Below are 24,801 nucleotides of genomic sequence, written 5' to 3' on the forward strand. Positions count from 1 at the left end.
GCGAACGCCCCGTTCGTCCCTCGGTTCGATTCTCCTCTTCTATTCGCGCCACTCGCCTCCCGAGCCGCGCGGCCGCGCGTCGCCCGCGAGAACTTCCTTACGTCTCGGCCACGACGACTCCGCATGGACGCCACCTCGTCTCCCACCCGCGTCCTCGCGGTCGTCGGTCCCGCCGTCGACCGGGAGCGACTCGTGGACGTGCTCTCGCCGCTTTCGGTGTCGGTCGCCCCCTCGGTCGACGCGGCCGGCCGGCGCGCCGAGGCCGAATCGGTCGACTGCGTCGTGCTCGGAACCGACCGCCTCGCCCACGTGAACGCGGTCCACGGTGCGCTCGCGGTCCCGCTGGTCGTCGTCGTCCCGCCCGACGGCGACCTCTCGGCGGCGACCGCCCGCGACGCGGGCGCGGCCGACGTGGTCCCGGTCGTCGACTCGAACCTCTTCGAACGGCTTCCAGAACGGGTCGAAAGCGCCGTCGCGTGGCGTCGCCGCGGCGCGGCGGCCGCGAGCAAGATTACGGAGGACCTGAAAGAACAGGCGATAGACGAGGCTCCGGTCGGTATCACCGTCGCGGACTGCTCGCTGCCCGACCGACCGCTCGTCTACGTCAACGAGGCGTTCGAGACGATGACCGGCTACTCGGCCGACGCGGCGCTGGGGCGAAACTGCCGATACCTTCAGGGACCGAACACCGACCCCGAGCGGGTCGCCGAACTCCGCCGCGCCATCGAGGCCGAAGAGTCGGCGTCGGTCGAACTGCTGAACTACCGCGCGAACGGCGAGACGTTCTGGAATCGGGTCGACGTCGCGCCGCTGAGCGGGTCGGACGGTGAGGTGACGCACTACGTCGGCTTCCAGACGGACATCACCGAGCGCGTGCGCGCAGAGGCGGCCGCCGAGCGGTACGCCGCTCGAGTCGACGAGGAGCGCGCGCGCCTCCAGACGCTCGTCGAGCACATCGAGGGGTTGTTGGCGGACGTGACGAGCGCGCTCGTCCGCGCCGAGAGCAGACAGGAACTCGAAGCGGCCGTCTGCGACCGCGTCACCGCCGCGGGGTCGTTCGACTGCGCGTGGGTCGGCCACTGCGACCTCTCGCCGGCGGTCATCGTTCCAAACGAGCGGGCCGGAACGGACACGGAGTTCCTCGACGGCCTCGAAATCAGTCGGTCGAATCCCGACGACCCCACGGCTCGCGCCGCGGAGACGCGGACCGTCCAGTCGGCGGACGTCGGCGACGGGAGCGTCTCCGCCGAGACGCTCGTCCCGTTCGGCTCCGTCATCGCGGTCCCGCTGGTCCACAGCGGGACGCTGTACGGCGTCCTGACGGTCTACACCGACGTCGCGGAACTCGACGACCAAGTCCGGGTGGTGTTCGGGACGCTCGGCAGGGCGGTCGGCGCGGCCATCGACGCCTTCGAGAGCCGGCGGTCCCTGCTGTCCGACGAGCGGCTCGAACTCGAACTCGAGGTGCGCGACGAGACCCAGCCGTTGGTCCGACTCGCCGTCGCGGGCGACTGCGAACTCTCGTATCGCGGTTCGGCCCAACACGACGACGGGACCGTGAGTCTGTTCGTCTCGACGCACCCCGCGACCGAGTTCGGGGAAGCCGACACCGACCTCGACGGCCTTCGAAGCGTCGACGTTCTCCCCCGCGGCGACGACGCGGAACTCTACGAGCTCACCTTCGACGACGGGTCGCTCCTTCACCTCGTCGCCGACGCGGGTGGGCGGCTCGTCGACCTCGAAGTAGACCGCCTCGGCTGTCGGCTCACGGTCATCATTTCCGACCGCGTGGCGGGCCGGGCGCTCCTCGACGACTTGCAGACGGTCGCGGCGAACGCCGAACTCCGCTCCGTCACGAATCGGTCGGAACCGCCGGAGGCGCGCCGCGAGTTCGTCGCGAGCGTCACCGACGACTTCACCGACCGACAGCAGTCGGCCCTCCAACTCGCCTACCTCGGCGGCTACTTCGAGTGGCCCCACGCCGTCACCGGCGAGGAACTCGCGGAGACGACGGGCGTCTCGCGGGCGACGTTCCACCAGCACCTGCACGCCGCGGAGCGCAAACTCATCTCCCGATTTTTCGACAGCAACCCATACTAGTCGGGCGGCTCCGGTTTTTTGACGGTCGCTCAACGGCTACCGCCTCCGGTGCGCCGACTTCAGCACCCGTGGCGACCTGCGGACTGAATCGCGGTCTCGACCTGCGGACGTGACACTTCCAAGCACGCCCGATTTCGCCCGGTCCGGCCGGCCAGACAGTAAAAGATTAACACCCCAGGCGAACAACCCCCGGCAACGATGGCCGAAGACGTCAAGCCGACCCGCAAGAACTTGATGGCGATCGAAGATCGCATCGAACTCTCCGAGCGGGGCCACGACACGCTCGAACAGAAGCGTGACGGGCTCATCATGGAGTTCATGGACATCCTCGACCAGGCCCAAGACGTGCGGGCCAACCTCAATCAGGACTACGAGCGCGCGCAGAACAAAATCAACATGGCCCGCGCCATGGAGGGCGACGTGGCGGTCCGCGGCGCGGCCTCCGCGCTGAAGGAGTACCCCGAAATCACGACGCAGTCGAAGAACATCATGGGCGTCGTCGTCCCGCAGATCGAGTCCTCGCGCGTCAAAAAGAGCCTCGACCAGCGCGGCTACGGACTCCTCGGCTCCTCGGCCCGCATCGACGAGGCCGCGGACGCCTACGAGGAACTCCTCGAATCCATCATCCTCGCGGCGGAAGTCGAAACGGCCATGAAGAAGATGCTCGAGGAAATCGAGACGACGAAGCGCCGCGTCAACGCGCTCGAATTCAAACTGCTCCCGGAGCTGTACGAGAACCAGGAGTACATCGAGCAGAAGCTCGAAGAACAGGAGCGCGAGGAGATTTTCCGCCTGAAGAAAATCAAGGCGAAGAAGGAAGAAGAAGAAAAAGAAGAACGCGCCGCGGAGAAGGCGGCGGCCGAAGCCGACGCGGACGCAGACGCGGAAGCGGCGACCGCAGACTGACGGGGCCGCCTGTCTTCTCTCGACTCCTCTCTCGGTCGGGTCTCCGACCGTTTTTCATCCTATCGGCGCGTAGAGCGTCTCATGTCTTGTCCCGACTGCGACGGCGACCTCGCCGTCTTCGCGGTGCCGGAACCGCTCGAATCCCACGCGCCCGAGGCGGCGCTGACCGTCGGGTTGTGCGCCGACTGTCTCCGACTGCACTCGACCGAGGCACCGCCGAGCGACGGTGCGTCGCGGCCGCTCGCGGGCGCGCTTCCCGACGGCGACGCGGGCGCGGCGGTCGCGCTCCTCGTCGGTATGCTCGACTCGCTCGCGCTCAACCGCGCCGGTATCGTCGACTGCGTCGAGTTCGCCGAGCGGTCCGGGACCGACGTGCACCTCACGCTCGACCGGCTCCAGCAGACGGCGACGGCCCCCCACTTCGACGTCGCTCGCCGGCAGCGCCAGTTGGACGCGTTTCTCTGAGTGCCGTCGCTCCGTGCCGTCGAACGCGTGGCGTGAAGACGCCGAGGAGGAGGTCGCTTAGACGCCGGTGGAGTACCGGAGGATGCCGGCGATGCCACCGAACGCGTCGTAGAGCTGTTCGCCTTTCTCGAAGTCGGTGCTGATAAACTTCGTCTCGGTGCCGCGCTGGTCTGCGAGGTCCATGAGCCACTCGATGACGTCCTCGCGGTCTTTCAGTTCGGCCTCCGAGCCGTCGTCGCACTCGTGGGTGGGCGTGTCGTGACGGTGGTCGACGAGCTCGTACTCCTCTTGGCCGCCACAGTCGTAGACGGCGATGTCCTTTCGGAGGTCCTCGGAGATGAGGAGGCGGTCGACTGACCCCATCACGAGGTTCTTGCGGGTCGCCTCGAACCCGTAGGTGGACTCGTTGCCGCGGTGGAGCTTCTCGAAGAACTCCTCCATCTGCTTTTTGTCCTTGATGACCTCTTGGTCGGCCAGCGCGTCCTGCCCGGCGTCGACGAGGTCGTAGAGGCCGGACTCGTCGGTGTAGGCCACGTCGAACTTCCCGACGACGAGGTCTTGCAGTTCGTGGTGGAGGTAGTCGCCGTCGAGGAACTCGTCTTTCGTCGGCGAAGGGCCGCCCACGAGGATGCCGTCCATGTCGTGGCGCTTGGGGACGAACAGGTCGTTGGCCATGCCGGCGACCTCCTGGTAGAAGTTGTCGATGGCTTCGAGGCGGAGGCGGGCGAAACGCTGGGCGGACTGACCTCCCTTTCGCTGCTTGCCGGGGACGAGCGACGAGGCGCTCTTGACCGGCTCGACGCGCTTGCCCTTGAGCCAGCCGACGTTGGCCTCGCGGCGGTCGAGGACGATGAGGCCGAACAGGCCCTTGTCCATGAGCATGTCTTCGAGCGGCCCGGTGAGGAAGTTCGAGTCGCAGTGGTACCGGAACGACTGAATCGGCTCCGGCGGGCTTTCGAGTACCTTGGTGACCATCGTCGTCTGGCCGCCGCCGGCGTCGACCGCGCCGGAGAACATCACGATGCCGTTGTCCGGCGGGAAGTTCCCGTAGTACCGGAGTCGGTCCTTGATGCTCGTCAGGGCGTCTTGGACGTTCGTTCGCGTCTGCTTCGATTTGATGTTAGACGCTTCGCTGTGCTCCGTGATGACGTGTTCGACCACGTCGGAAATCTGCTTGTCTTCGGGGATGTAGATGGTGACGAGCTGCGTTCCCGACCCTTCGTACTCTCGTAGGTCCTCGATGACCTTCTTGAATTCGTACTTTCGGCGGTCCTCGCTCGCCTCCTCGGCGTCGCTACTCATCACTCCACCTAGTCCCTCCAGCGGCTAAGTAACCTTTGACTGGGCACGTGCCGCGGTATCTCGACGCACGAGCGGCCGTCCGAACCGACGTGCGGAGACGAGCGCGGTCGGAGAACATTTATGTTGCTGTCACGGGTGGACTTCGACGTTGGAATTATGGCCCGGGTGTACGCAGTTGCCAGCGCGAAAGGCGGGGTTGGAAAGACGACGAGCACGGCCAACCTCGGGACGACGCTCGCGATGGCCGGTCACGACGTCGTCGTCGTCGACGGTGACCTCGGGATGCCGAACCTCGCCGGCGCGCTCGGCGTCGACCCCGACGGGGCGACGCTCCACGACGTGTTGACGGGCGAGGCGGCGGTCGAGACCGCCGTCTACGACGGACCGGCGGGACTCTCGGTGCTCCCCGGCTCGAACGCGCTCGAAGCGTTCGCGACGGCGAACGCCAAGGAGCTCGAACCGGTCATCTCGACGCTCGAAGCGAGCTACGACATCGTCATCATCGACACCGGTGCGGGGCTGAGCGACGACACGTTCGTCCCGCTGAAGCTCGCCGACGAGGTCATCCTGGTCTCCACGACGGAGCGCGAGGCGCTCGGTGACACGGAAAAGACCCGACAGCTCGCAGACCGCATCGGTGCCGACGTGGTCGGCGTCGTCCTCACGCGCGTCGACCAGTCGAAGCCGAACGCCGACGTGGTCGCTTCGCTCCTCGATACCGGCGTCATCGCCGTCGTCCCCGAGTCCCCGGCCATCCGCGAAGCGCTCAGCACGCGGGACCCGGTCGTCGTCCACTCGCCCGACAGCATCGCGACCGCGGGGTATCGCGCGCTCGCCGAGGCGCTCACCGGAACGCCGGTCCCGGTTCCGGGTCTGGACGACGAGACGGACGAAGCGGACGCGACTCCCGAACCGGCGGACGCCGCCGACCCGGAGCCCAACCCCGAACCTGCCCCCGACTCGGACTTCGTCGAGGACAGCGGTGACGGGGTCGACGACGGAGCCGGTCCGGCGGCGACCCCGGACCTCGATTCGGGTTCGGACTCCGTGGCCGACCCCGACGCCGCCGCAGTCGCGGACGAAGACCGGGCCACGGCGGACCCCGAACTCGAATCGGAGGCCGAACCGAACGTCGAAGCCGAACCCGAGGGAGAATCGACTGTCGAGACCGAACCGGAGGCGGAACCGAACGCCGAGACCGAACCGGAGCCAGCAGTCGATTCGGACACCGACGACGACCTCGCGGCGTTGATTCCGTTTTCCGCCAGCACCGCCGAGGAGCCGGACGACCCCGCGGAACCCGACCCTACCGATGGCGCGGACGCGTCCGAGTCCGCCGCAGACCCCGCCGTGGACTCCGCGGTCGACCCCGGCGACGACGCGCCGGCCGACCCGTTGGCCGCCGACGCGTCCGACGACCCGGTACTCGCGGACTCCGACCCGGTCGGCGACGAGGAGACCGACACCGACCCGCTGGCGGCTGACCTCGACGCGGTCACCCGCGGGACGCCGGCTGCTGACGAGGAGACGGTCGCCGTGGCCGACGACGAAGTCGTGTCGGACGTCGACGCCGACACCGACTCGGCGGACGCGGACCCGCTCGCGGAAGACACGGCCGCAGACGAGTCGCGCTCGGCGTCCTCGGCGTCGGTCGAGGGGGCGGACGCGCCCGGCGCGGACGAACCACTCGTCGCGGAGGCCGAACCGGATGCGGCCGAGGCCGAATCGGACGCCACTGAGGCCGACCCGGACGCCGACGACTCACCCGAAGACGACGAGGAGGGCGTCTACACCACCTCGCTCGTCGAGGAGGTCGAGTCGTTCGACGACGACGAGCGCGATGAGAAGAAAAAGGGGTTCCTCAGTCGCTTCCTCGGCTAAACGGGAAGGTCTTTTACTCGCGTCTGCGGAATGCCCTCTATGGCAGAATCCGAGTCCGTTCCCTTCTGGTGGATAGTCCTGTTTCTCGTTCTCGCGCTCGGCAGCGGAGCCGCCGTCGTCTTCTCGGTCGGCGGGTCGCTCATCTCCGGGGCCGTCGCGCTCCCGCTTTTCTTCTGAACCGCTCGAAAAACGCCGTCACCGAGACACCCGATTCGCCCGCGGTCACATCGACTCGGGCGCTTCCACGCCCACGATAGCGAGCGCGTTCGCCACCGCGTTCCGCGAGGCCTCCACGAGCGCGAGTCGGGCCGCGCCGACCTCCTCGTCGGCGTCGAGCACGGGACACTCGCGGTAGAAGGTGTTGAACACCTCTGCGAGTTCGCGGGCGAACGTCGCCACGGTGTGGGGTTCGAGGTCGTCGGCCGCGGTTTCGACGACCGCGGGGAACCGCGCGATGGTCGCCAGCAGGTCGCGCTCGGCGTCGGTCGTCAGCACGGCGGGGTCGGCCTCGCTCGCGTCGAGACCGGCGGTGGCCGCCTCGTCTGCGATGCCGCAACAGCGCGCGTGGACGTACTGGATGTACGGCGCGGACTGGGCCTCGAAGTTGAGCGCCTGGTCCCACTCGAAGGTGATGGTCTTCGTGGGCTGTTTGGAGACGATGTCGTAGCGGACCGCGCCGATGCCGACCTGCCGGGCGATGCGGTCGATGTCGGCCTCGTCGAGGTCGTCGTCGCGGGTGCGGCCTTCGAGGCGGGTCTCGACCTCGTCGCGGGCGCGGTCGATAGCCTCGTCGAGGAGGTCGTCGAGCATGACGCCCGTCCCCTTGCGGGTGGACATCGTCTCGCCGCCGGGGAGGTTGACCCACGAGTAGATGACGTTCTCCAGTTTGTCCACGTCGTTGCCGAGGATGTCGAGCGCGGCGCGGAGCTGGCCGGACTGGAGCTTGTGGTCCTCGCCGAGGACGGTCACGGCGCGGTCGTAGTTGTCGAACTTCCACTCGTGGTGGGCGAGGTCGCGCGTCGTGTACAGCGAGGTGTCGTCCGACCGGAGGAACACGAGGTTCTTCTCGAAGCCGTAGTCGTCGAGTTCGAGCTGCCACGCGTCCTCCTCGTAGACGGCGTGGTCGGTCTCCTTGAGGCGCTCCGCGAGGTCGCGGGTGCTCCCGTCGAACATGAACCGCGTCTCCTTGACGAACTCGTCGAACTCCGCGGGGAGGCGTTCGAGGCACTCGCGCATGCCGCCGAGCACCTGGTCGACCACGGTCTCGACGCGGGCGTACGTCTCCTCGTCGCCCTCCTCGATGCCCTGGAGGATTTCGGTGATTTCGGCTTCGGCCCGTTCGACCTCCTCGGGGTCGGCCTCTTCGAGGAAGGCGTTGCCCTTGCGGTAGTAGCGGACGAGGTCGTACTCGACGCGCTCGCGGGCGGGTTCGCTTTCGAGGTCGTCCTCGTCGAACGTCTCGTAGGCCCACGTGAAGACGGCCATCTGGCGGCCGGCGTCGTTCACGTAGTAGTGGCGGTCGACGTCGTTGCCGGCGAAGTCGAGCAGGTTGGCGACGGCGTCGCCGATGACCGGGTTGCGGGTGCGGCCGACGTGGACCGGTCCGGTCGGGTTCGCGCTCGTGTGCTCGACGACGACGCTGTCGCCGGTCGCGGGCAGGCGACCGTACGCCTCGTCGCTCGCGGCGGCGTCGAGAGTGTCGTCGTAGTAGGCGTCGGAGACGTGGAAGTTGACGTACGGCCCCTGCGTGTCGACCGCGGCGAGGTAGTCGTAGCCCTCGACGGAGAGTTCCTCGGCGATGTCGGCGGCGATTTTCGGCGGCGGCGCGCCGACGACCCCGGCGAGTCGGAAGGCGACGCTGGAGGCGAGCGTCGCGGGTACGTCCTCCGGCGGCTCCTCGACCCCGAGGTCGTCGGTGGGCAGGTCGAGCGACGAAAGCGCCGCAGAGAGCGCCGTCTCGACCTCCTCACGGAACTGTCTGAACATGTACGCGGATTCTCGATAGGCGGCTAAAGGCCTTTCCGAACCGTCCGGGCGACCGCGCCCCGCGCCGACCGGGGACGTTCGTTCCCCTCGGTTTTCGGGGTGGTCTTAGCGCCACCCGCGTGGATACCTTACTAGTAAGGTAGTAGTGGTATATCGCCCGGGGACGACGTTCAAACCACGGGGCGGCGACCCGCCGCTCTCACCACCCACCCATGAGTCAATGCAACCACTGCGATGCGTTCGTGTCGAACAACTTCGTCCGCGTCTTCGGTGACGAGGACGGCAACGTCTACGCGTGTCCCAGTTGCTCGGCGAACGCGGGTATCTCACAGGTCAGCTCCGAGCGGCGGGCGTCGTCGCTCTGAGGACGCCGTTCGGTCGTCGACCCGACGGATTCGGACGAATTCACGGATTCGGACGCGCGGAACCGCACCCGCGGTATCACTCCCTCGCTTCCCCACAGCGCCCCGTGTCGTACCCCACCGTTCCACGCGCCCCGGACCCGTTCGACGTCGCCCCAACTCGGCCCGACGTGCCCCGATTCGGTCCCGGTCCATCGCCCCCGGCCGCGGACCGCTACCCCGGCCGTGAGCCGCGCTCCACCGATTCCAACGGCTGACGCCCACTCGTCGAATCACGCGGTGCGGCCGCGCTTCCCCGGACCCATTCCTTCTCACCGCGGTAGACTGACCGACGGACTTACCCGTTCCCGATTGGAACTGTCGCGTATCTACGGCGGTTCCACCCCGCCCGCCAACTTTCTCATTTTTGGAACGCATTCCACTTACGATACGCTTATGGGGCGCGCGTTCGAAGCCGGGAGTATGTCAGAATCGGCAGTCGCCGCGGCGGTCGGGTACGACGAGTTGGCCACGCTCAAGCTCGTCGCGCTCGACGGCGGGCGCTCCGGCCCGGTCAAGCTCTCCTGTTCCGGCGTCGCGAATCGACTCGACGTGTCGAACCAGACGGCCTCTCGCCGGCTTCAACGCCTCGAAGAGGCCGACTTCATCGACCGCGAGGTCGTCTCCGACGGCCAGTGGATAACCATCACCGACGCGGGCGAGTCCGCGCTCAGACAGGAGTACGCCGACTACCGACGCATCTTCGAGACGCCCTCCGTGGTCGTCCTCGAGGGCCAAGTCACCGGCGGAATGGGCGAGGGTCGCCACTACATCTCGCTTTCGGGCTACATGAAGCAGTTCAAAGACCGACTCGGCTACGAGCCGTTCCCCGGCACGCTGAACGTCCGCCTCGACGACGACGCGGTCCGCGCCCGCGCCGGGATGACCGCCCTCGACGCGGTTCCCATCGACGGCTGGGAGGACGACGAGCGCACCTTCGGCCCGGCGACGTGCTACGCCGCCTCCGTCACGGTCGGCGGCGACTCCTACGAGCCGGTCCACATCATCGTCCCCGAGCGGACCCACCACGACGAGTCGCAACTGGAGATAATCGCGCCCGACAAGCTCCGCGACGAACTCGACCTCGACGACGGCGACGCGGTCACGGTCCGCGTCGAGGAGGCGGAGTACGAATGAGCCGAACCGCCGAGTCGACCGGCGACTTCGACGCCGTCTCGCGCGTCCTCGACGCCTTCCGCGCCGGCGAGCCGGTGCTCGTCCACGACTTCGACGACCGCGAGGGCGAGACCGACCTCGTCTACCCCGCGGGCGCGGTCGGTTCCGCCGACGTGGCCCGGATGCGCAACGACGCCGGCGGTCTCGTCTGCGTCGCCCTTCCGAACGACGTGTCGGAGTCCCTCGGTCTCCCGTTCATGGACGACGTGCTCGACCATCCGGCCGCGTCGTCTCACGACCTCGCGTACGACTCGCGGTCGTCGTTTTCCTTCACGGTGAACCACCGCGACTCGTTTACAGGCATCACCGACCGCGACCGCGCGATGACCATCTCTCGGCTCGCGCCCGTCGCCGAGGCCGCCCGCGCCGGCGAGTACGACGCCGACGACTTCGGCGGCGAGTTCCGCGCGCCCGGCCACGTCCACCTGCTCCGCGGCGCGCCGAACCTGCTTTCGGACCGCCAGGGCCACACCGAACTCGGCCTCGCCTTGGCCGACGAGGCGGGTATCTCGCCCGCGGTCGTCGTCTGCGAGATGCTCGACGACGAGACCGGCGCGGCGCTCCCGAAAGACGCCGCCCGCGACTACGCCGACCGACACGGCTTCGCCTTCGTCGACGGCGACGGCCTCATCGACGAACTCGTCTGAGCGACCGAGGGGTCGCCCGGATTCACCTTCTCACGCGCGCCCGTCGCGCCACGACCACGTCGGCTCCCACCCGAGCAGTCGCTTCGCCTTCTCGGTCGAGACGAGCGCTTCGTGGCCCGAAAGCGACTCTCGGGTCTCCGCGTCGGGGTAGACCTCGCTGGCGAGCGTCGCAGATTCGACGGTCGTCGAGGTGTCGGCGGCCGCGGCCCAGAACACCTCGTGGCCCGCGAAGTCTGCTTCGAGCGCCCGGCGGACGAGTCGCGCGGCGTCCTCTCTGCCGAGGTACGAAAACAGCGTGTTGCGCGCGGTGTGGAAGTGCCCGGCGTCCCGAAGTCCCGACAGCGAGCGGTCGGCCTCGGCGAACGTTTGTCTCCCCTCCTCCTCGCTCGGCATCCACGGAAATCGGAGGCTGGCGACCGTCTCGGGTGCGTCGGCGCGGCGGACGAACCCCGCGGCGGTCTGTTCTGCGACGTACTTCCCGAGGCCGTAGGGGTTCGAGGGCGTCGCGCGGTGGCTCTCGTCCACCGGGAGGAAGTCGATTCGAGCGGGGTCGGGTTCGAAGCTTCCGCCGATGGCGCTCATGCTGGAGGCGACGACCACGCGGTCGATGCCGAGCGCGGCGGCGACTTCGAGGACGACGTAGGTCGACTGGACGTTGCTCTCGAAGACGCGGTGGCCGGGGTCGTTCGTCGGCGTCGAGATGGTTCCGAGATGGACGACTGCGTCGGCGTCGACGTCGCTGAGCGCCGCGGTGAGGTCGCCCGGGTCGAGCGCGCTCACCCGGTAGTCGTGGTCCGCGAGCGACGACTCGCTGTGTCGCGAGAGGTTCGTGACGGTGTAGCCGCTCGCGCGGAGGTGGGCGACGACGGTCGGCCCGAGGTTCCCGGTCCCGCCCGTGACGGCGACGGATTCGAGGCTCATACCCCGTCATGGCGGCCCGCGGACAAAACCGCCGGGGGCGTGGTAGTCGGGTCGTCATGATTTTAGAGGGGGCCGCCGAAGGCCACTACATGGGATTTGACGAGATGGATGTCTCGACGATCTGGCAGAGTGGAGAGTACAAGGACTGGGAGGACGCGACGGTGCACGTCCTCACCCACGGTCTCCACTACGGGACGGGCGTCTTCGAGGGCGTTCGCGCCTACGACACCGACCGCGGCCCGGCCATCTTCCGCTGGGAGGAACACCTCGAACGGCTCTATCAGTCCGCGAAGCCCTACGACATGGAGATTCCGTACACGCGCGAGGAACTCACCGAGGCGACGCTGGAGGTCATCCGCCGCAACGACCTCGACGGCGGATACATCCGCCCCATCGCCTTCTACGGCTACGACTCGCTCGGCGTCAGCCCCAAGGACAACCCGACTGAGGTCGCCATCGCGGCGTGGCCGTGGGGGACCTACCTCGGCGAGGACGCGCTCGAAAACGGCGTCGACGTGATGGTCTCGTCGTGGCGCAAGCACGCCTCCAGCCAGATTCCGACGAACGCGAAGACGACCGGGCTCTACGTGAACTCCATGCTCGCGGGCGAGGAAGCCCGCCGCAACGGCTACGTCGAAGCCATCGTCCTGAACAAGGAGGGCAACGTCGCAGAGGGTCCCGGCGAGAACATCTTCATGGTCCGCGACGGGAAAATCTACACGCCCGGCCTCTCCCAGAGCATCCTCGACGGCATCACCCGCGACACCGTCATCACGCTCGCCCGCGAGCGCGGCTACGAGGTCGACGACAGCGCGACCATCAGCCGCGGCGAACTCAACACGGCCGACGAGCTGTTCTTCACCGGCAGCGCCGCCGAAGTGACTCCCATCCGCAAGGTCGACAACGTCGTCATCGGCGAGGGCACTCGCGGCCCGGTCACGGAGGAGCTGCAGTCCGCCTTCTTCGACCTCGTGGAGCGCCGCACCGACGACCACGAAGAGTGGTTCACCTACGTCGACGAGCAGTAGACGCCCGCGAAAACGAGCTCCCTTTTCACGTCACTGTACCGCCACGGCCCGATAGCGACGACCGCCGCCGCCGAATCCTTACTCGTTGCTGGGGACTCGCCCGTCGCCGGACTCTTCGGTCACTTCGATGTTGAACTCGTCCACGTGGTCCTGTTCTGCGAACCCGGCCGAGAGGACGCGCGTGAGGGCCTCTTCGACCTTCTCGCCGGTCTCTTCGATGTCTTCGGGGTCGACTTCCATCACGAACCCGGTGGTGATGTTCGGCGCGGTCGGCATGAAGACGATCACCTTGCCGTCTTTGGTCGTCTTCCCGGTCTTGAACGCGGTCATGCGGATGCCCGGCCACGTTTCGAGACGGACCGGCTTCTGGAGGTCTTCGGTACCAGTGAGCGCGGTTTCGACCGCGAGCTTAGAAGCGTTGTAGACGATTCGGACGAGCGGGACCTTGTTCATGGCGGCGTCGAGGCCGGATTCGAGCAGGCGGCCGGCCGTCGTCCGCATCAGGTAGCCGACCGAGAGGACTAACAGCAGGAAGATGATGATGGAGATGATAAATCCGAGCGCCTCCGAAAGCGGCGTCACCGTCCCGTCGGTGGAAAGAACTGTCGCAACGTACGGAATCGACGTGATTCCGTTATAAAAGAAGGCGAGGATGTACAGGATGACGATGAGCGGAACGAGGACCACGAGGCCGCTGGCGAAGTCGCGTCTCCACGAGGACATTGATATCGGGTACGTGAACCCGCGGGCATAAGGGGATTTCTAGTGCGGGACGGGGGCGTACCCGCACCCCATCGCTCTCTCAGACGCCGACGACCGCCCGGAGTGCGAACAGGGCGTTTTCCTTGCGCTCGCGGACCCGGCGGTAGAAGTACGAGACCCACTTGTCGCCGTAGGGCGCGTACTGCCACACCTCGACGCCGTCGGCGGCGAGGTCGCGCTGGGCGTCCTCGCGCACGCCCATGAGCATCTGTACCTCGTAGTCGCGGTCGTACTCCGCGCCGAGGTCGTGCGCGTAGGCTATCATCTCGGGGTCGTGGCTCCCGACGGCGATACCGCCGTCGTACTCCCGAAACAGGTACGCGAGGAGTTCCTTGTACGCCTCGTTCACCGCCGATTTCTGCTTGTGGGCGACCGCGGCCGGTTCGTCGTACGCGCCCTTGACGAGGCGGATCTTCCCCGGCACGTCGGCGAGGCGTTCGAGGTCGTCGGGCGTGCGCTTGAGGTTCGCCTGCACGCACAGTCCCATCCCGCCGTCGAACTCGCGGGCGAGCTCCTCGAAGGCGTCGAGGGTCACGTCGGTCGTCTCGTGGTCCTCCATGTCGCACCACAGGAAGACGCCGTGTTCGTCGGCCGCCTCGGCGATGCGCCGGTAGTTCTCCTCGAACACGTGGTCGCCCGCGTCGAGGCCGATTTGCGAGGGCTTGACCGACACGCAGGCGTCGATGCCGGTCGAGGCGATGTCCTCGACGAGGTCGACGTAGGCCGCCGCGTCCTCGTCCGCGGGGGCGCGCTCGGCGTAGTGCTCCCCGAGGAGGTTGAGGATGACCGCCACGCCGTCGTCGTTCATCCGTCGGGCGTGGTCGAGCGCTCCCGCCGCGGACTCTCCCGCGACGAACCTGCTCGCGATGGGCGGAATCATAATAAACGATTGCGACCGTCAGCTATTGAGGGTTATCATCGATTCGGACGCGAAATCGAACGACACCGTCGCCTCCCCCGGCGACGAACCGTCGGAACTTACAGTCCTCGCCGCCGACGGGTCGGTATGGTCGTCTCTCTCGTCGCCACCGCCTTCTGGGCGATGCTGCCCGCGTACGTGCCGAACAACGCCGCCGTCCTCGCGGGCGGCGGCCGCCCCATCGACGGCGGCCGAACGTGGGGCGGTCGGCGCGTCCTCGGGGACGGCAAGACGTGGCGCGGCACCGCCGCCGGGACGCTGGCCGGGACGCTCCTCGCCGTCGTCCTCAACGCCGCCGCGCCCGCGGCCTCGGGCGCGCTCGGCGTCTCGCTCCCGACGTTCCCGCTCGCCGCCGGGTTCGGACTCGCGCTCGGCGCGATGCTCGGTGACATCGGCGCGTCGTTCATCAAGCGTCGCTCGGGTCGCGAGCGCGGGGCCGCCTTCCCCGGCCTCGACCAACTCGACTTCGTCGTCGGCGCGCTCGCCCTCGCGTTCGTCGCCGCGCCCGGCTGGTTCGCGGCGACGTTCTCCCTGCCCGTGCTCGCGGTCGTGCTCGTGATGACGCCCGTGCTCCACGTCGTCACCAACGTCGGCGCGTACTTGCTGGGACTAAAAAACGAGCCGTGGTAATCCACGCGGTTACCGCTCACCCGAACCGTCCCGCTTAAGCGCCTCCCTGAACCCTCTCGAAACAAGATGGCGAACGCAGCACTCATCGAGGCGCTCCGAGCCGCCGACGCGGTCCAGTTCGGCGAGTTCGAGCTCTCCCACGGCGGCACGTCGAGCTACTACGTGGACAAGTACCTCTTCGAGACCGACCCCCGGTGTCTGAAGCTCATCGCCGAAGCGTTCGCAGAGCGCGTCGCGGACGACGACAAACTGGCCGGCGTCGCGCTCGGCGCGGTCCCGCTCGTGGCCGCCACCGCGGTCGAGACGAACAAGCCGTACGTCATCGCCCGCAAGAAGGCAAAGGAGTACGGGACGGCAAAGCGCATCGAGGGCGCGCTCGACGAGGGCGAGGAAGTCGTCGTCCTCGAAGACATCGCGACGACCGGCCAGAGCGCCGTCGACGCCGTGGAGGCGCTCCGCGAGGCCGGCGCAGTCGTCGACCGCGTCGTCGTCGTCGTGGACCGACAGGAGGGCGCGGCGGAGCTGCTGGCCGACCACGACATCGCACTGGAGTCGCTTCTCACCGCCGAGGACCTGCTGGCCGACGCCGACGGCTAATACACGCTTGTGACTAATTCACTCGGAATCGGTAATCGAAGTATTCATTTTTGTGCAAGTACGAAGCCGGAGGCATGAACAGAGCAGAGAAGGCCGCACTCCAGTTGCAGGCTGTCTCCGTGCTCCGGATGCTCAAAGAGACCCGGACGTACGACGAGCTGGCCGAGCTCACGGGACTGCCGGCCGGCGACCTCAACCGCTACGTCAACGGGCACGTCCTGCCCGGGGTCGAACGCGCCCGCGAGGTCGTCGAGGGCGTCGGCCGCGACGCGCTCGCAGACGAACTCGAAGCCCGCGTCAGATTCGACGACGAGGGCTACGTCGACAACTCCGGCGTCGTCTTCGACCAGTCGTTCCTCGACCTCGTCGCGCCCGTCGCGGCGAACGCGCTGGACCTCGAACGCCCCGACGTGATTCTGACCGCGGCGACCGACGGCATCACCCTCGGCGCGGCGATGGCGAGCTACTTCGGCGCGCGCCTCGCGTACGCGAAGAAGTCGAAAGAGACCGCCGTCGAGGACTTCATCGAATCCCGTCAGCGCCTCGCGTCCGGCATCGAACTCACCTACTACCTCCCCGCCAGCGCCATCGACGACGGCGAGCGCGTCCTCGTCGTCGACGACCTCATCCGCTCGGGCGAGACCCAGGAACTCCTCTTGGACATCGCGCTGCAGGCCGACGCGGACATCGCCGGCGTCTTCGCGCTCATCGCCGTCGGCGACGAGGGGACGAACCGCGCCCGCGAACTCACCGACGCGCCCGTCGGCGCGCTGAGCAGTTTCGACTGACGGCTCAGGGACCCGCCGAAAAACTGTTCTGAACTGCTCAGTTCAATCACAGGTGACGTAGAAATAGGCACTTATGTGCCGTTCTCTCACGCTGAATGGGCTGCTTAACTCACGTTCGTGGATAATTCTGCCCGGGAGGATGGTAATGCTTATGTGTGGAATCCGGGGTATGCTTAGTCGTGCATCATGGGGCTCTCTGAAACCCTCGCAAACTACTTCGACGTGCATAAACACGGGTCCACGGTCAGGACCGAGATTCTCGCGGGCATCACGACGTTCCTCACGATGTCGTACATCGTCGTGGTCAACCCGTCGCTTCTCACAGACCAACCGTACATCGAGGGCGTCGACGGCATCGCCATCGCCGGGTACACGCCGGGCGAGGTCCAGTCCATGCTCGCTGTCGTCACCATCCTCGCGGCCGCCATCGCGACCACGGTCATGGCGTTCTACGCCAACCGACCCTTCGCGCAAGCGCCGGGCCTCGGCCTGAACGCCTTCTTCGCGTTCACCGTCGTCGGGGCGCTGGGCGTCCCGTGGCAGACGGCGCTCGCGGCCGTCTTCATCGAGGGGCTCATCTTCATCGCGCTCACCGCCGTCGGCGCGCGGGAAGCCATCATCAAGGTGTTCCCCGAACCGGTCAAGATGGCCGTCGGCACCGGTATCGGGCTGTTCTTAGCGATTATCGGGTTGCAGGCGATGGGCATCGTCGTCAACGACAACTCGACGCTCGTCACGATGGGGAACCTCGCGTCGAACCCCATCGCCATCGTCTCCATCGTCGGCCTGTTCTTCACGTTCGCCCTCTACGCGGCGAACGTCCCCGGTTCTATCATCATCGGCATCGTCGGCACGTCGCTTCTCGGCTGGGGCCTCACCGCCTCGGGCGTCGTCTCGGCCGAGGCCGGCCTCGTCGCCAACTCCTCGGCGGCCACTTACGACATCACGCCGCTGGCCGGCGCGTTCATCTCCGGCTTCGGCAACGTCGAAGCGTTCAGCTTCGCCCTCATCGTCATCACGTTCTTCTTCGTCGACTTCTTCGACACCGCCGGCACGCTCGTCGGCGTCGGGCAGGCCGGGGGCTTCCTCAACGACGACGGTGACCTCCCCGACATCGACAAGCCCCTCATGGCCGACGCGGTCGGCACCACCGCGGGCGCGATGCTCGGCACCTCGACGGTCACGACCTACATCGAATCCGCCACCGGCGTCGAAGAGGGCGGCCGAACGGGCCTCACCGCGCTCGTCGTCGCCCTCCTGTTCCTCGGCTCGCTCGCCATCGTCCCGCTCGCGACGGCTATCCCGCAGTACGCCTCCCACATCGCGCTCGTCGTCATCGGCGTCGTCATGCTCCGCAACGTCGTCGACATCGAGTGGGACGACCTGACGTTCACCATCCCCGCCGGCATGACCATCCTCGTCATGCCCTTCACGTACTCCATCGCGTACGGCATCGCGGCGGGCATCGTCTCGTACCCGCTCGTGAAGGTCGCCGCCGGCGAGTACGACGATGTCAGCGCCGGCCAGTGGGCGCTCGCGGTCGCGTTCGTCCTCTACTTCGTCGTCCGCACCTCGGGGATGCTCCAGGCGCAGGTCTGACCGCGCCGACGACTCTCTCGTCGCGCTGATTTTCTCACGACCTAATCGGATTCATAAAGTATTGAACAACCCCGGTGCTAACCCACTCCGTATGAATATTCCCAACGAACGGCTCGCCCTCCGCGGAGCCGTGTTCCTCCTCATTATCGGCCTTCTCGCTCCTTCGGCCGTCTCTGCCGTGAGTACGACCCCGGGCAGCAGACGAGCCTCCAACCGGGAACCGTCACCAGCCCCGCCAACGGGTCGACGATTGTGAGCGTCCAAGGCTACACTTTCCAGGGCAACACGAACCCGAAGAAACCCGCTCGGGTCGTCTCGGTCGGTGAGCGCGGGAGCCTCCAGTGGACGTACGACGACTCGGTCAACGGGAACGCGTGGTTCTTCGACGTCGACCCGCTCCCGAACGGGAACCTGCTCGTCTCGTCGCCGCGCGGGACCGACACCGTCGTCTTCGAACTCGACCCGGACACCCGCGAACGCGTCTGGGAACAGCGCTTCGACATGGAGGACACCCACGACGTTGACGCCTTCGGCGAGGACGAACTCCTCATCGCCAACATGCGCGAGTGGAACGACTCCGCCGGCGTCAGCGAGGACCGAATCGTGGTGTACAACCGGACGACCGACGAAATAACGTGGGAGTGGTACTTCAAGAACCACTTCCCAGCCGACACCGACGGCGGCTACAACGCCGACTGGAGCCACGTCAACGACGTGGACTACATCGGCGACGGTCGGCTCCTGTTGTCGCCGCGAAACTTCGACCAGGCAATCGTCGTCGACATGGAGTCGAAAGACATCGTCGAGCGCCTCGGCACCGACGACGACTACGACGTGCTCAACGAACAGCACAATCCCGACTGGCTGGTCAGCGAGAACGGCACCCCGACCATGCTCGTCGCCGACAGCGGGAACAACCGCGTCGTCGAGTACGCGAAAGAAGACGGCGAGTGGGTCCGGACGTGGTCCGTCGGAAAGAACACGCTCAACTGGCCGCGCGACGCCGACCGCCTCCCCAACGGCAACACGCTCATCGTCGACACGCTCAACCACCGAGTGATAGAGGTCACGCCGACCGGCGAGGTCGTCTGGGAGTACTACGCGACGTGGGGGCCGTACGACGCCGAGCGCGTCGCCCACGGCGACGAGTCCTCGGGGCCGACGATTCGGGACCTGAACGCCAGCGGTTCGTACCCCATCACCGGGAGCGCGAACATCACCGCGGGCGGAGACGGGAGCGTCGGCTTCGTCTCGCGGGTTCAGTCGACGTTCGCCGGGACGCCGCTCGAAGAGCCGATGAGCGGGCTTTCGACGCGACTGTCGCACGTCCTGCCGTGGCTCCGCCCGGTGTGGATGACGCCGTGGGACCTGTTTTGGGCGGCGTGCGCGGTCGGCGTCGGGATCACCGCGACCGCCGGCGAACTGTATCTGATGCGTCAGCGACTACTCGACGCGGTCCGCGGGCTGTTCGGGAGATAACGCTGACCCCGCGGCCGACCCCGCGGCGCGCCTTTCGGGGTCGTGTGGTTCGATTGCAGAAGACCATGGCACTCATTAGCCGCGGCTCCATACCCCAGGCTGATGTCCGACCTCATCCTCTACGAACTGCAAGGCTGTCCGTACTGCGCGAAGGTGAAGGACAAACTCTCCGACCTCGACCTCGAATACGAGTCGCGGATGGTCCCCAGCGCTCACGCCGAGCGCGAGGAAGTCGAAGAGGTAAGCGGCCAGACCGGCGTCCCCGTCCTCGTCGACGAGGAACACGGCGTCGAGGGGATGCCCGAGAGCGACGATATCGTCGACTACCTCGAAGAGACCTACGGCTCGGCGGCGTAAGCGCGACCGTCACTGATTTTTCCGCCGGCAGTACAGCTCGCCGCGCACCCCGCGACGATTAGCTCTCGGCGGGGTCGCGGGTCCGCTCGCGAATCAGGTCGCGAATCTCGTCGGGGTCGTCGATGGCGGCGAGTTCCTCACAGCTGACGATGCCGGTGCCGTCGACCGACTCGCGCTTCTGCTGTTCCTCGACGAAGTAGACGGAGCGCGTCCGCGTGATTTCGCCGAGCGACGACATGATTTGGGCGCGCTTCTCGGCACTTCGAGTGAACGGCGAGTGTCCGGTGAGGACGTTCGTCTCCTTTTTCCGCCCGGCGTCTTCGCTGACGGCCTTGAACGGCGCGCGGGCGGTCGGATGGACGGTGAAGCCGGCGCGCGTCAGCACCGACAGGACGTGTTCGTCGTCGGGGTCCACGTCGGGGTCGTCGGGCGTCGGCTCGGCGTCGCGCACGTCTTCCGCGCCCGTGAGCACGTCGACCGGGTTCGAGAAGGGGCGGTCGAACAGCTCTTCGAGGTGAATCGCCACTTCGATGCTCGCGTTCATGCCGTTTTCGTACTTCGAGACGGTGCGCCGCGAGACGCCGAGTTCGGTCGCGAGCTGCCCGAGGCTCCATCCGCGCTCCTGCCGCTCTTCGGCGAGCACGTCGCCGTCGAGGCTCACGTACAGTCCGCCGGGGGCGGCGTAGATGAGCGGGGGAACCTCCTCGACGAACAGGTCCATGGCGGTGTCGGGGTTCAACACCGGCACGCCGTGGCGGAAGTAGACGACGCCGGGTTTGAGGTCCTCGTCTCGGGTTCGAAGCCCGACGACCAACGGCGTGGCGTCGAGATACGAGCCGAGGCGTCGCATCTCCGAGCCGGTGACGCCGTCGAACGCGTCGATGTTCCCAAGTATCTTGAGGAGCAACAGGTCCTCGCCCCTCCGAGCGGCGAGGTCGAAGCTCTTCGGCCGGATGGCGATGCGGTCGCTCACGACGAAGCCCGCGTCTTGGAGCATCGCGGCGACATTACCAACCAGCGCTGACCGGGACATAGGGGGCAATAAGCGATTCGGCCCATAAAGCGTTTTCCCCGATACCGCCGCCCTCGCCGTGGTATCTCCCTTCTCGATGCCGCATTTATATAGCCATAATCGACCCGAAAGGCGTTACTGCGCCGTCCGGCAATCTCCGCGTATGACCGTCATCGGCCTCGACGACACCGACTCCCGCACCCTCGGGATGTGTACGACCTATCTGGCGACGCTCGTCGCCGAGGCCGTCGAGGCGCGCGGCGGGACCGTCGAGCGGCGACTCCTCGTCCGGCTGAACCCGGCGGTCGAGCACAAGACCCGCGGGAACGCGGCGCTGGCGATTCACACCGACCTCCCCGCGGGCGCGGCGTTCGACCTCGCCCGCGAGGAACTCGACCGCTGGGCCGTCCTCGACGACGACCGGACCAGCCCGGGTGTCGTCGTCGCGCCGGGGTCTCCCGACACGGTTTCGACCGCCGTCGCCGACTTCGCCCGCGACGCCGTCCGCGACTTCCACGACCTCGACGACGCGGTCGCCCTCGCGGAGCGTTCCGGCTTCTTGACCGAGGGGTGGCACGGCGGCCGGGGCCGTATCGGCGCGCTCGCGGCCGTCGGCGCGTGGGCCGCCTTCGACGAGTGGACCTACGAACACATCTCTTACCGCGAGTTTCACCGCTGCGGGACGCCCCGCGAGGTCGACGTCGACTCCGTCTTCGACGCCGCCGACGCGGCGTATCCCGACGCGTGGGACACCGTGGACCGCGAGGAGGGCGAAGGCGTCTGCGTGCCGAACGCGCCGGGACCGATTCTCCACGGCATCCGCGGCGACGACGCCGACACCGTCCGCGAGGTCGCCGCCGCCATCGACTCCGAACCCGTCGACCGCTCGGCGACGTTTCGCACGAATCAGGGGACCGACGCGCACCTCCGGGACGGCGTCGTCTCGGACCTCCGCGACGGCCGCGCCTACCGCGTCGCCGGCACCGTCGCCTCCGACCCGGAGACTCGACGGGGTGGCCACGTCTTTTTCGACCTCGAAGCCGGCGACGCGGTGGTCGCTGTCGCCGCCTTCGAACCGACGAAACGCTTCCGAAACCGGGTGCGGGCGCTCCGCGTCGGCGACGCGATCACCGCCTGCGGCGAGGTCGGAGACGGCACGCTCAAACTGGAGAAGTTCGCGGTCCGCGACCTCGTGCGGACGGAGCCCGCGACGCCCGTCTGTCCCGACTGCGGGCGGACGATGAAAAGCGCGGGACGGAATCAGGGCTACCGGTGCCGCGACTGCGGGACCGACGCACCCGGCAAAGTCGAGCGGGCGGTCGACCGCGACCTCGAACCCGGCTGGTACGAGGTGCCGCCGTGCGCCCGCCGACACATCGCTAAGCCGCTCGTTCGCGGCGGCTTCGACGCGGCGACGCACCCGGAGCGCTGAGGTCGCGGCTCGCGTGTTCGGCGCTCAGTCCTGAACCACCAGCACGTTCGTGTTCTCGCGGCGGTCGACGAACGACTCCCCGGCGGGCGGTTTCACGTCCACGACGAGCGTTCCGTCCTCGCGGTTCGCGCCGAGTTCGGCGTCGACGTTGACAGTCGCAGACCCGCCGTCATCGCTTTTCGCCGTCGCCACGCCGTCGATTTCGGCGGTCCCCGATTTCACGATGACTGTCGCACCCTCCACGGGGTTCCCCTCGTGGTCGACGACGGTGAAGTCCAGCGCCTGTTCGCCGGGGCCGACCACGTCCGGCGTCGGCTTCACGTCGAGTTCCGAGGTGGCGAGCCCCTGCACCCCGGAGAGCATGTTGAGCATGACGCTCATGCTGGCGACGCCGACGACGAGAGCGACGACGAGACGAACTGGCAGTCCTTCGATAGCGCGCGTGTCTGACCGGAACATATCGAGCATGGACCGTCTGGCCGCGGGTTCGTATATAAATCCTCGTCCGGGGGTTCAAGTCGCATCGCGCGGCCAGTCCGTGCCATGCACACTATCGGCCGCAAGTCGGACGAGGAAGGCCCGGCCTGTCGACTCGGATGCTACCGCGCCCGCGACGGGAGCGACGGCGCGACCGTCGGCCTCGACGTGAACCGTCCGCACGCGGCCGTCGTCGTCGGCAAGCGCGGCAGCGGGAAGTCCCACACGCTCGGCGTCATGGCCGAAGGACTGGCACGCGCTGCGGGCGTCGCGCCGGTCGTCATCGACCCGATGGGCGTCTTCTGTGGCCTCACCGAGTCGCCGATAGACGCGACGGTTCACGACTCGCCGCGCGTCCGCGCCGACGCGCTCCCGCCGAGCGCGTGGCCGGAGCTGCTCGGTCTCGACCCGACCGCGCCCGCGGGGTCGCTCGTCTGGCGACTCGCGGCCGAGGAAGACTCGTTGGTGGCGATGCGCGGGGCGGTCGACGACGACGACGCCGCCCCCGAGACGCGCAGAGCCGCGGCGAACCACCTCGCGTTGGCCGACTCGTGGGACGTGTTTCACCCCGAGGGACTCGACCCGCGGTCGCTCTGCGGCTCCTCACCCGACGTGCTCGACCTCTCGGGACTGGAGGCGACCCCCGCGAGCGCCGTGGTTCGCGTCGTCGCCCGCGGCCTCTACGACGCCCGCGTCGCGGGCTCGGTCCCCCGAATCCCGTGGCTGCTTCTCGACGAGGCCCACGCGTTCGCCGGCGGGCTCGCAGACCCCGCGCTTCGAACCCTTCTCACGCGCGGGCGAGCCCCCGGCGTCGGCGTCGTCCTCGCGACCCAGCGCCCCTCGGCGCTCCCCGAGGTCGCGGTCTCGCAGGCCGACCTCCGGGTCGTCCACCGACTCACCGCCGGCCCCGACGTGTCGGCGATGGCCGCCGCCGACCCGACGTACTTCGACGAGTCGCTCCGCGCTCGGCTCCCGCGGGAACGCGGCTGTGCGCTCGTCGTCGACGACACCACGGAGACCGTCCACGACGTTCGGGTTCGCCCCCGTGAGACGCCCGACGGCGGCGCGACGCCGCGGGCGGTTTCCGAGCCTGGCAGTTCCGAAACCATAGAGTAGCCTCCCCGGAGTACTGCCGTATGGACCGCTCGGAACTGGCGTTGGTCGCCCTCGGCGGGTTCGCCGGCGCGACGCTTCGCTACGCCGTCTCCGTCGCGATTCCCGGCGCGGGCGGCACGCTCGCGGTGAACGTCCTCGGGAGCTTCGCCCTCGGGACGTTCATCACGTCGGTCTCCTCCCACCGGGCGCAGTTGTTCTTCGGAACCGGGCTGCTCTCGTCGTTCACGACGTACAGCACGTTCGCCGTCCAGACCGCGTCGCTGTCGCCGGTGGGCGGCGCGCTCAACGTCGGCGCGAACTACGCGCTCGGCTTCGCCGCCGCCGCGCTCGGCCTCACGTTCGGGGGGCGGCGGTGACTCCCTCGCTGCTCTCGGCCGTCCTCGTCGGCGTCGGCGGGATGGGTGGCGCAGTCGCCCGGCACACCGTCGACCAGCGAGTCGTCGGCAAGTGGAGCACCGTCACCGTCAACGTCCTCGGGAGCGTCGCGCTGGGATTCATCGTCACTGCGTCCGTCGGCGACGCGGCCGCGACGCTCGCCGGAACCGGCTTCTGCGGGGCCTTCACGACCTTTTCGTCGTTTGCGGTCGGCGTCGCGGAACTCGCAGAGGCGGGCGATTACGACACGGCCGCTCGGTACGCCTTCGGGACGTTGGTGGCGGCGTTGGTCGGCGTGGCGATTGGTGGGGCGATGGGCGGGTTGGTTGGCTGACTGCGGAGCGCGGCGGTAGGTGGGTAATTCGTCGAAACGTACGCCCGAGGCGGGAGTTCACCGAACAGCGTGAGGTGAACTCAGGAACTCCCGTGAGTGAACGACGTGAAC

At 67.8% G+C, this 24,801-nt stretch carries 25 protein-coding genes and 1 pseudogene; 19 read left to right on the forward strand and 7 right to left on the reverse strand.

What is annotated here, in order from left to right:
* The first annotated feature begins 123 nt into the window (after positions 1-123).
* The 3 genes from HVO_RS06240 to HVO_RS06250 all read left to right on the forward strand — a co-directional run bounded on the left by HVO_RS06240 (position 124) and on the right by HVO_RS06250 (position 3,471).
* The gene (locus tag HVO_RS06240) at positions 124-2,100 is read left to right on the forward strand and encodes a bacterio-opsin activator domain-containing protein (RefSeq protein WP_004044605.1); all 1,977 of its coding nucleotides are present in this window, start codon (positions 124-126) and stop codon (positions 2,098-2,100) included.
* Positions 2,101-2,298: 198 nt separating this feature from the next.
* A complete protein-coding gene (locus tag HVO_RS06245) occupies positions 2,299-3,006 on the forward strand; it encodes a V-type ATP synthase subunit D (protein WP_004044604.1) in 708 nt (235 codons plus the stop codon).
* Between the two features lie 81 nt (positions 3,007-3,087).
* Entirely contained in the window at positions 3,088-3,471 is a 384-nt protein-coding gene (locus tag HVO_RS06250; protein WP_004044603.1) for a DUF6276 family protein, read from the forward strand.
* A gap of 57 nt (positions 3,472-3,528) precedes the next feature.
* Here HVO_RS06250 and prf1 read toward each other — a convergent pair whose 3' ends face one another.
* Positions 3,529-4,773, reverse strand: a complete 1,245-nt coding sequence (gene prf1, locus HVO_RS06255) for a peptide chain release factor aRF-1 (RefSeq protein WP_004044602.1) — start codon at positions 4,771-4,773, stop codon at positions 3,529-3,531.
* Between the two features lie 156 nt (positions 4,774-4,929).
* On the opposite strand from prf1, the gene minD reads away from it, so the two are divergent.
* On the forward strand, positions 4,930-6,654 hold the full coding sequence (gene minD / locus HVO_RS06260; RefSeq protein ID WP_004044601.1) for a cell division ATPase MinD: 1,725 nt from the start codon (positions 4,930-4,932) through the stop codon (positions 6,652-6,654).
* Positions 6,655-6,693: 39 nt separating this feature from the next.
* Positions 6,694-6,831: a hypothetical protein gene (locus HVO_RS20825; RefSeq protein WP_004044600.1), complete on the forward strand. Its 138-nt coding sequence runs from the start codon at positions 6,694-6,696 to the stop codon at positions 6,829-6,831.
* 45 nt (positions 6,832-6,876) lie between these two features.
* On the opposite strand, the gene argS is transcribed toward HVO_RS20825, so the two are convergent.
* Complete coding sequence (gene argS, locus HVO_RS06265) at positions 6,877-8,640, reverse strand: arginine--tRNA ligase (protein WP_004044599.1); 1,764 nt, start codon at positions 8,638-8,640, stop codon at positions 6,877-6,879.
* A 212-nt stretch (positions 8,641-8,852) separates the two neighbouring features.
* Here argS and HVO_RS21385 point away from each other — a divergent pair, with 212 nt between their 5' ends.
* From HVO_RS21385 to ribB, 3 genes are all read left to right on the forward strand, one after another.
* On the forward strand, positions 8,853-9,005 hold the full coding sequence (locus tag HVO_RS21385) for a DUF7563 family protein (RefSeq protein ID WP_008577007.1): 153 nt from the start codon (positions 8,853-8,855) through the stop codon (positions 9,003-9,005).
* A gap of 432 nt (positions 9,006-9,437) precedes the next feature.
* Complete coding sequence (locus HVO_RS06270) at positions 9,438-10,178, forward strand: DUF120 domain-containing protein (RefSeq protein WP_004044597.1); 741 nt, start codon at positions 9,438-9,440, stop codon at positions 10,176-10,178.
* A complete protein-coding gene (gene ribB, locus HVO_RS06275; RefSeq protein WP_004044596.1) occupies positions 10,175-10,864 on the forward strand; it encodes a 3,4-dihydroxy-2-butanone-4-phosphate synthase in 690 nt (229 codons plus the stop codon). The genes HVO_RS06270 and ribB overlap by 4 nt, the downstream gene beginning before the upstream one ends.
* A 30-nt stretch (positions 10,865-10,894) precedes the next feature.
* Here ribB and HVO_RS06280 read toward each other — a convergent pair whose 3' ends face one another.
* Complete coding sequence (locus HVO_RS06280) at positions 10,895-11,785, reverse strand: NAD-dependent epimerase/dehydratase family protein (protein ID WP_004044595.1); 891 nt, start codon at positions 11,783-11,785, stop codon at positions 10,895-10,897.
* 89 nt (positions 11,786-11,874) lie between these two features.
* Between HVO_RS06280 and HVO_RS06285 the strand changes: the two genes are divergently transcribed.
* Positions 11,875-12,813 carry a branched-chain amino acid transaminase gene (locus HVO_RS06285; protein WP_004044594.1) on the forward strand — a complete coding sequence of 313 codons (939 nt, stop codon included), beginning with the start codon at positions 11,875-11,877 and terminating at the stop codon, positions 12,811-12,813.
* A gap of 78 nt (positions 12,814-12,891) precedes the next feature.
* Here HVO_RS06285 and HVO_RS06290 read toward each other — a convergent pair whose 3' ends face one another.
* Positions 12,892-13,536 (reverse strand): DUF502 domain-containing protein, encoded by a 645-nt coding sequence (locus tag HVO_RS06290; protein WP_004044593.1) that lies wholly within the window; start codon positions 13,534-13,536, stop codon positions 12,892-12,894.
* 79 nt (positions 13,537-13,615) lie between these two features.
* Positions 13,616-14,455, reverse strand: coding sequence for a proline dehydrogenase family protein (locus tag HVO_RS06295; RefSeq protein WP_004044592.1), 840 nt, complete (start codon positions 14,453-14,455; stop codon positions 13,616-13,618).
* Between the two features lie 126 nt (positions 14,456-14,581).
* Between HVO_RS06295 and HVO_RS06300 the strand changes: the two genes are divergently transcribed.
* The 6 genes and pseudogenes from HVO_RS06300 (at position 14,582) to HVO_RS06325 (ending at position 19,944) form a co-directional block, all read left to right on the forward strand.
* The gene (locus HVO_RS06300; protein ID WP_004044591.1) at positions 14,582-15,124 is read left to right on the forward strand and encodes a CDP-2,3-bis-(O-geranylgeranyl)-sn-glycerol synthase; all 543 of its coding nucleotides are present in this window, start codon (positions 14,582-14,584) and stop codon (positions 15,122-15,124) included.
* Positions 15,125-15,190: 66 nt separating this feature from the next.
* Positions 15,191-15,721 (forward strand): orotate phosphoribosyltransferase, encoded by a 531-nt coding sequence (gene pyrE / locus HVO_RS06305; RefSeq protein WP_004044590.1) that lies wholly within the window; start codon positions 15,191-15,193, stop codon positions 15,719-15,721.
* A 74-nt stretch (positions 15,722-15,795) separates the two neighbouring features.
* Positions 15,796-16,509 (forward strand): phosphoribosyltransferase family protein, encoded by a 714-nt coding sequence (locus tag HVO_RS06310; protein WP_004044587.1) that lies wholly within the window; start codon positions 15,796-15,798, stop codon positions 16,507-16,509.
* Positions 16,510-16,695: 186 nt separating this feature from the next.
* On the forward strand, positions 16,696-18,108 hold the full coding sequence (locus HVO_RS06315; RefSeq protein WP_004044586.1) for an NCS2 family permease: 1,413 nt from the start codon (positions 16,696-16,698) through the stop codon (positions 18,106-18,108).
* Positions 18,109-18,199: 91 nt separating this feature from the next.
* Positions 18,200-19,587: pseudogene (locus HVO_RS06320) on the forward strand (aryl-sulfate sulfotransferase).
* Between the two features lie 102 nt (positions 19,588-19,689).
* On the forward strand, positions 19,690-19,944 hold the full coding sequence (locus HVO_RS06325) for a glutathione S-transferase N-terminal domain-containing protein (protein ID WP_004044584.1): 255 nt from the start codon (positions 19,690-19,692) through the stop codon (positions 19,942-19,944).
* A 58-nt stretch (positions 19,945-20,002) separates the two neighbouring features.
* Here HVO_RS06325 and HVO_RS06330 read toward each other — a convergent pair whose 3' ends face one another.
* On the reverse strand, positions 20,003-20,977 hold the full coding sequence (locus HVO_RS06330; RefSeq protein WP_004044583.1) for a transcriptional regulator: 975 nt from the start codon (positions 20,975-20,977) through the stop codon (positions 20,003-20,005).
* Between the two features lie 142 nt (positions 20,978-21,119).
* Between HVO_RS06330 and HVO_RS06335 the strand changes: the two genes are divergently transcribed.
* Positions 21,120-22,388: a tRNA(Ile)(2)-agmatinylcytidine synthase gene (locus HVO_RS06335; protein ID WP_004044582.1), complete on the forward strand. Its 1,269-nt coding sequence runs from the start codon at positions 21,120-21,122 to the stop codon at positions 22,386-22,388.
* 24 nt (positions 22,389-22,412) lie between these two features.
* Here HVO_RS06335 and HVO_RS06340 read toward each other — a convergent pair whose 3' ends face one another.
* On the reverse strand, positions 22,413-22,856 hold the full coding sequence (locus HVO_RS06340) for a DUF7382 domain-containing protein (protein ID WP_004044581.1): 444 nt from the start codon (positions 22,854-22,856) through the stop codon (positions 22,413-22,415).
* 75 nt (positions 22,857-22,931) lie between these two features.
* Between HVO_RS06340 and HVO_RS06345 the strand changes: the two genes are divergently transcribed.
* From HVO_RS06345 to HVO_RS06355, 3 genes are read left to right on the forward strand one after another with little or no spacing between them, the layout of a single operon-like run.
* Positions 22,932-23,981: an ATP-binding protein gene (locus tag HVO_RS06345; protein WP_004044580.1), complete on the forward strand. Its 1,050-nt coding sequence runs from the start codon at positions 22,932-22,934 to the stop codon at positions 23,979-23,981.
* A 20-nt stretch (positions 23,982-24,001) separates the two neighbouring features.
* Positions 24,002-24,337 carry a CrcB family protein gene (locus HVO_RS06350; protein WP_004044579.1) on the forward strand — a complete coding sequence of 112 codons (336 nt, stop codon included), beginning with the start codon at positions 24,002-24,004 and terminating at the stop codon, positions 24,335-24,337.
* The gene (locus tag HVO_RS06355; protein WP_004044578.1) at positions 24,334-24,690 is read left to right on the forward strand and encodes a fluoride efflux transporter FluC; all 357 of its coding nucleotides are present in this window, start codon (positions 24,334-24,336) and stop codon (positions 24,688-24,690) included. Before HVO_RS06350 ends, HVO_RS06355 begins: the two co-directional genes overlap by 4 nt.
* Positions 24,691-24,801 lie beyond the last annotated feature (111 nt).

This window comes from Haloferax volcanii DS2, assembly GCF_000025685.1.
GTDB classification, from domain to species: domain Archaea; phylum Halobacteriota; class Halobacteria; order Halobacteriales; family Haloferacaceae; genus Haloferax; species Haloferax volcanii.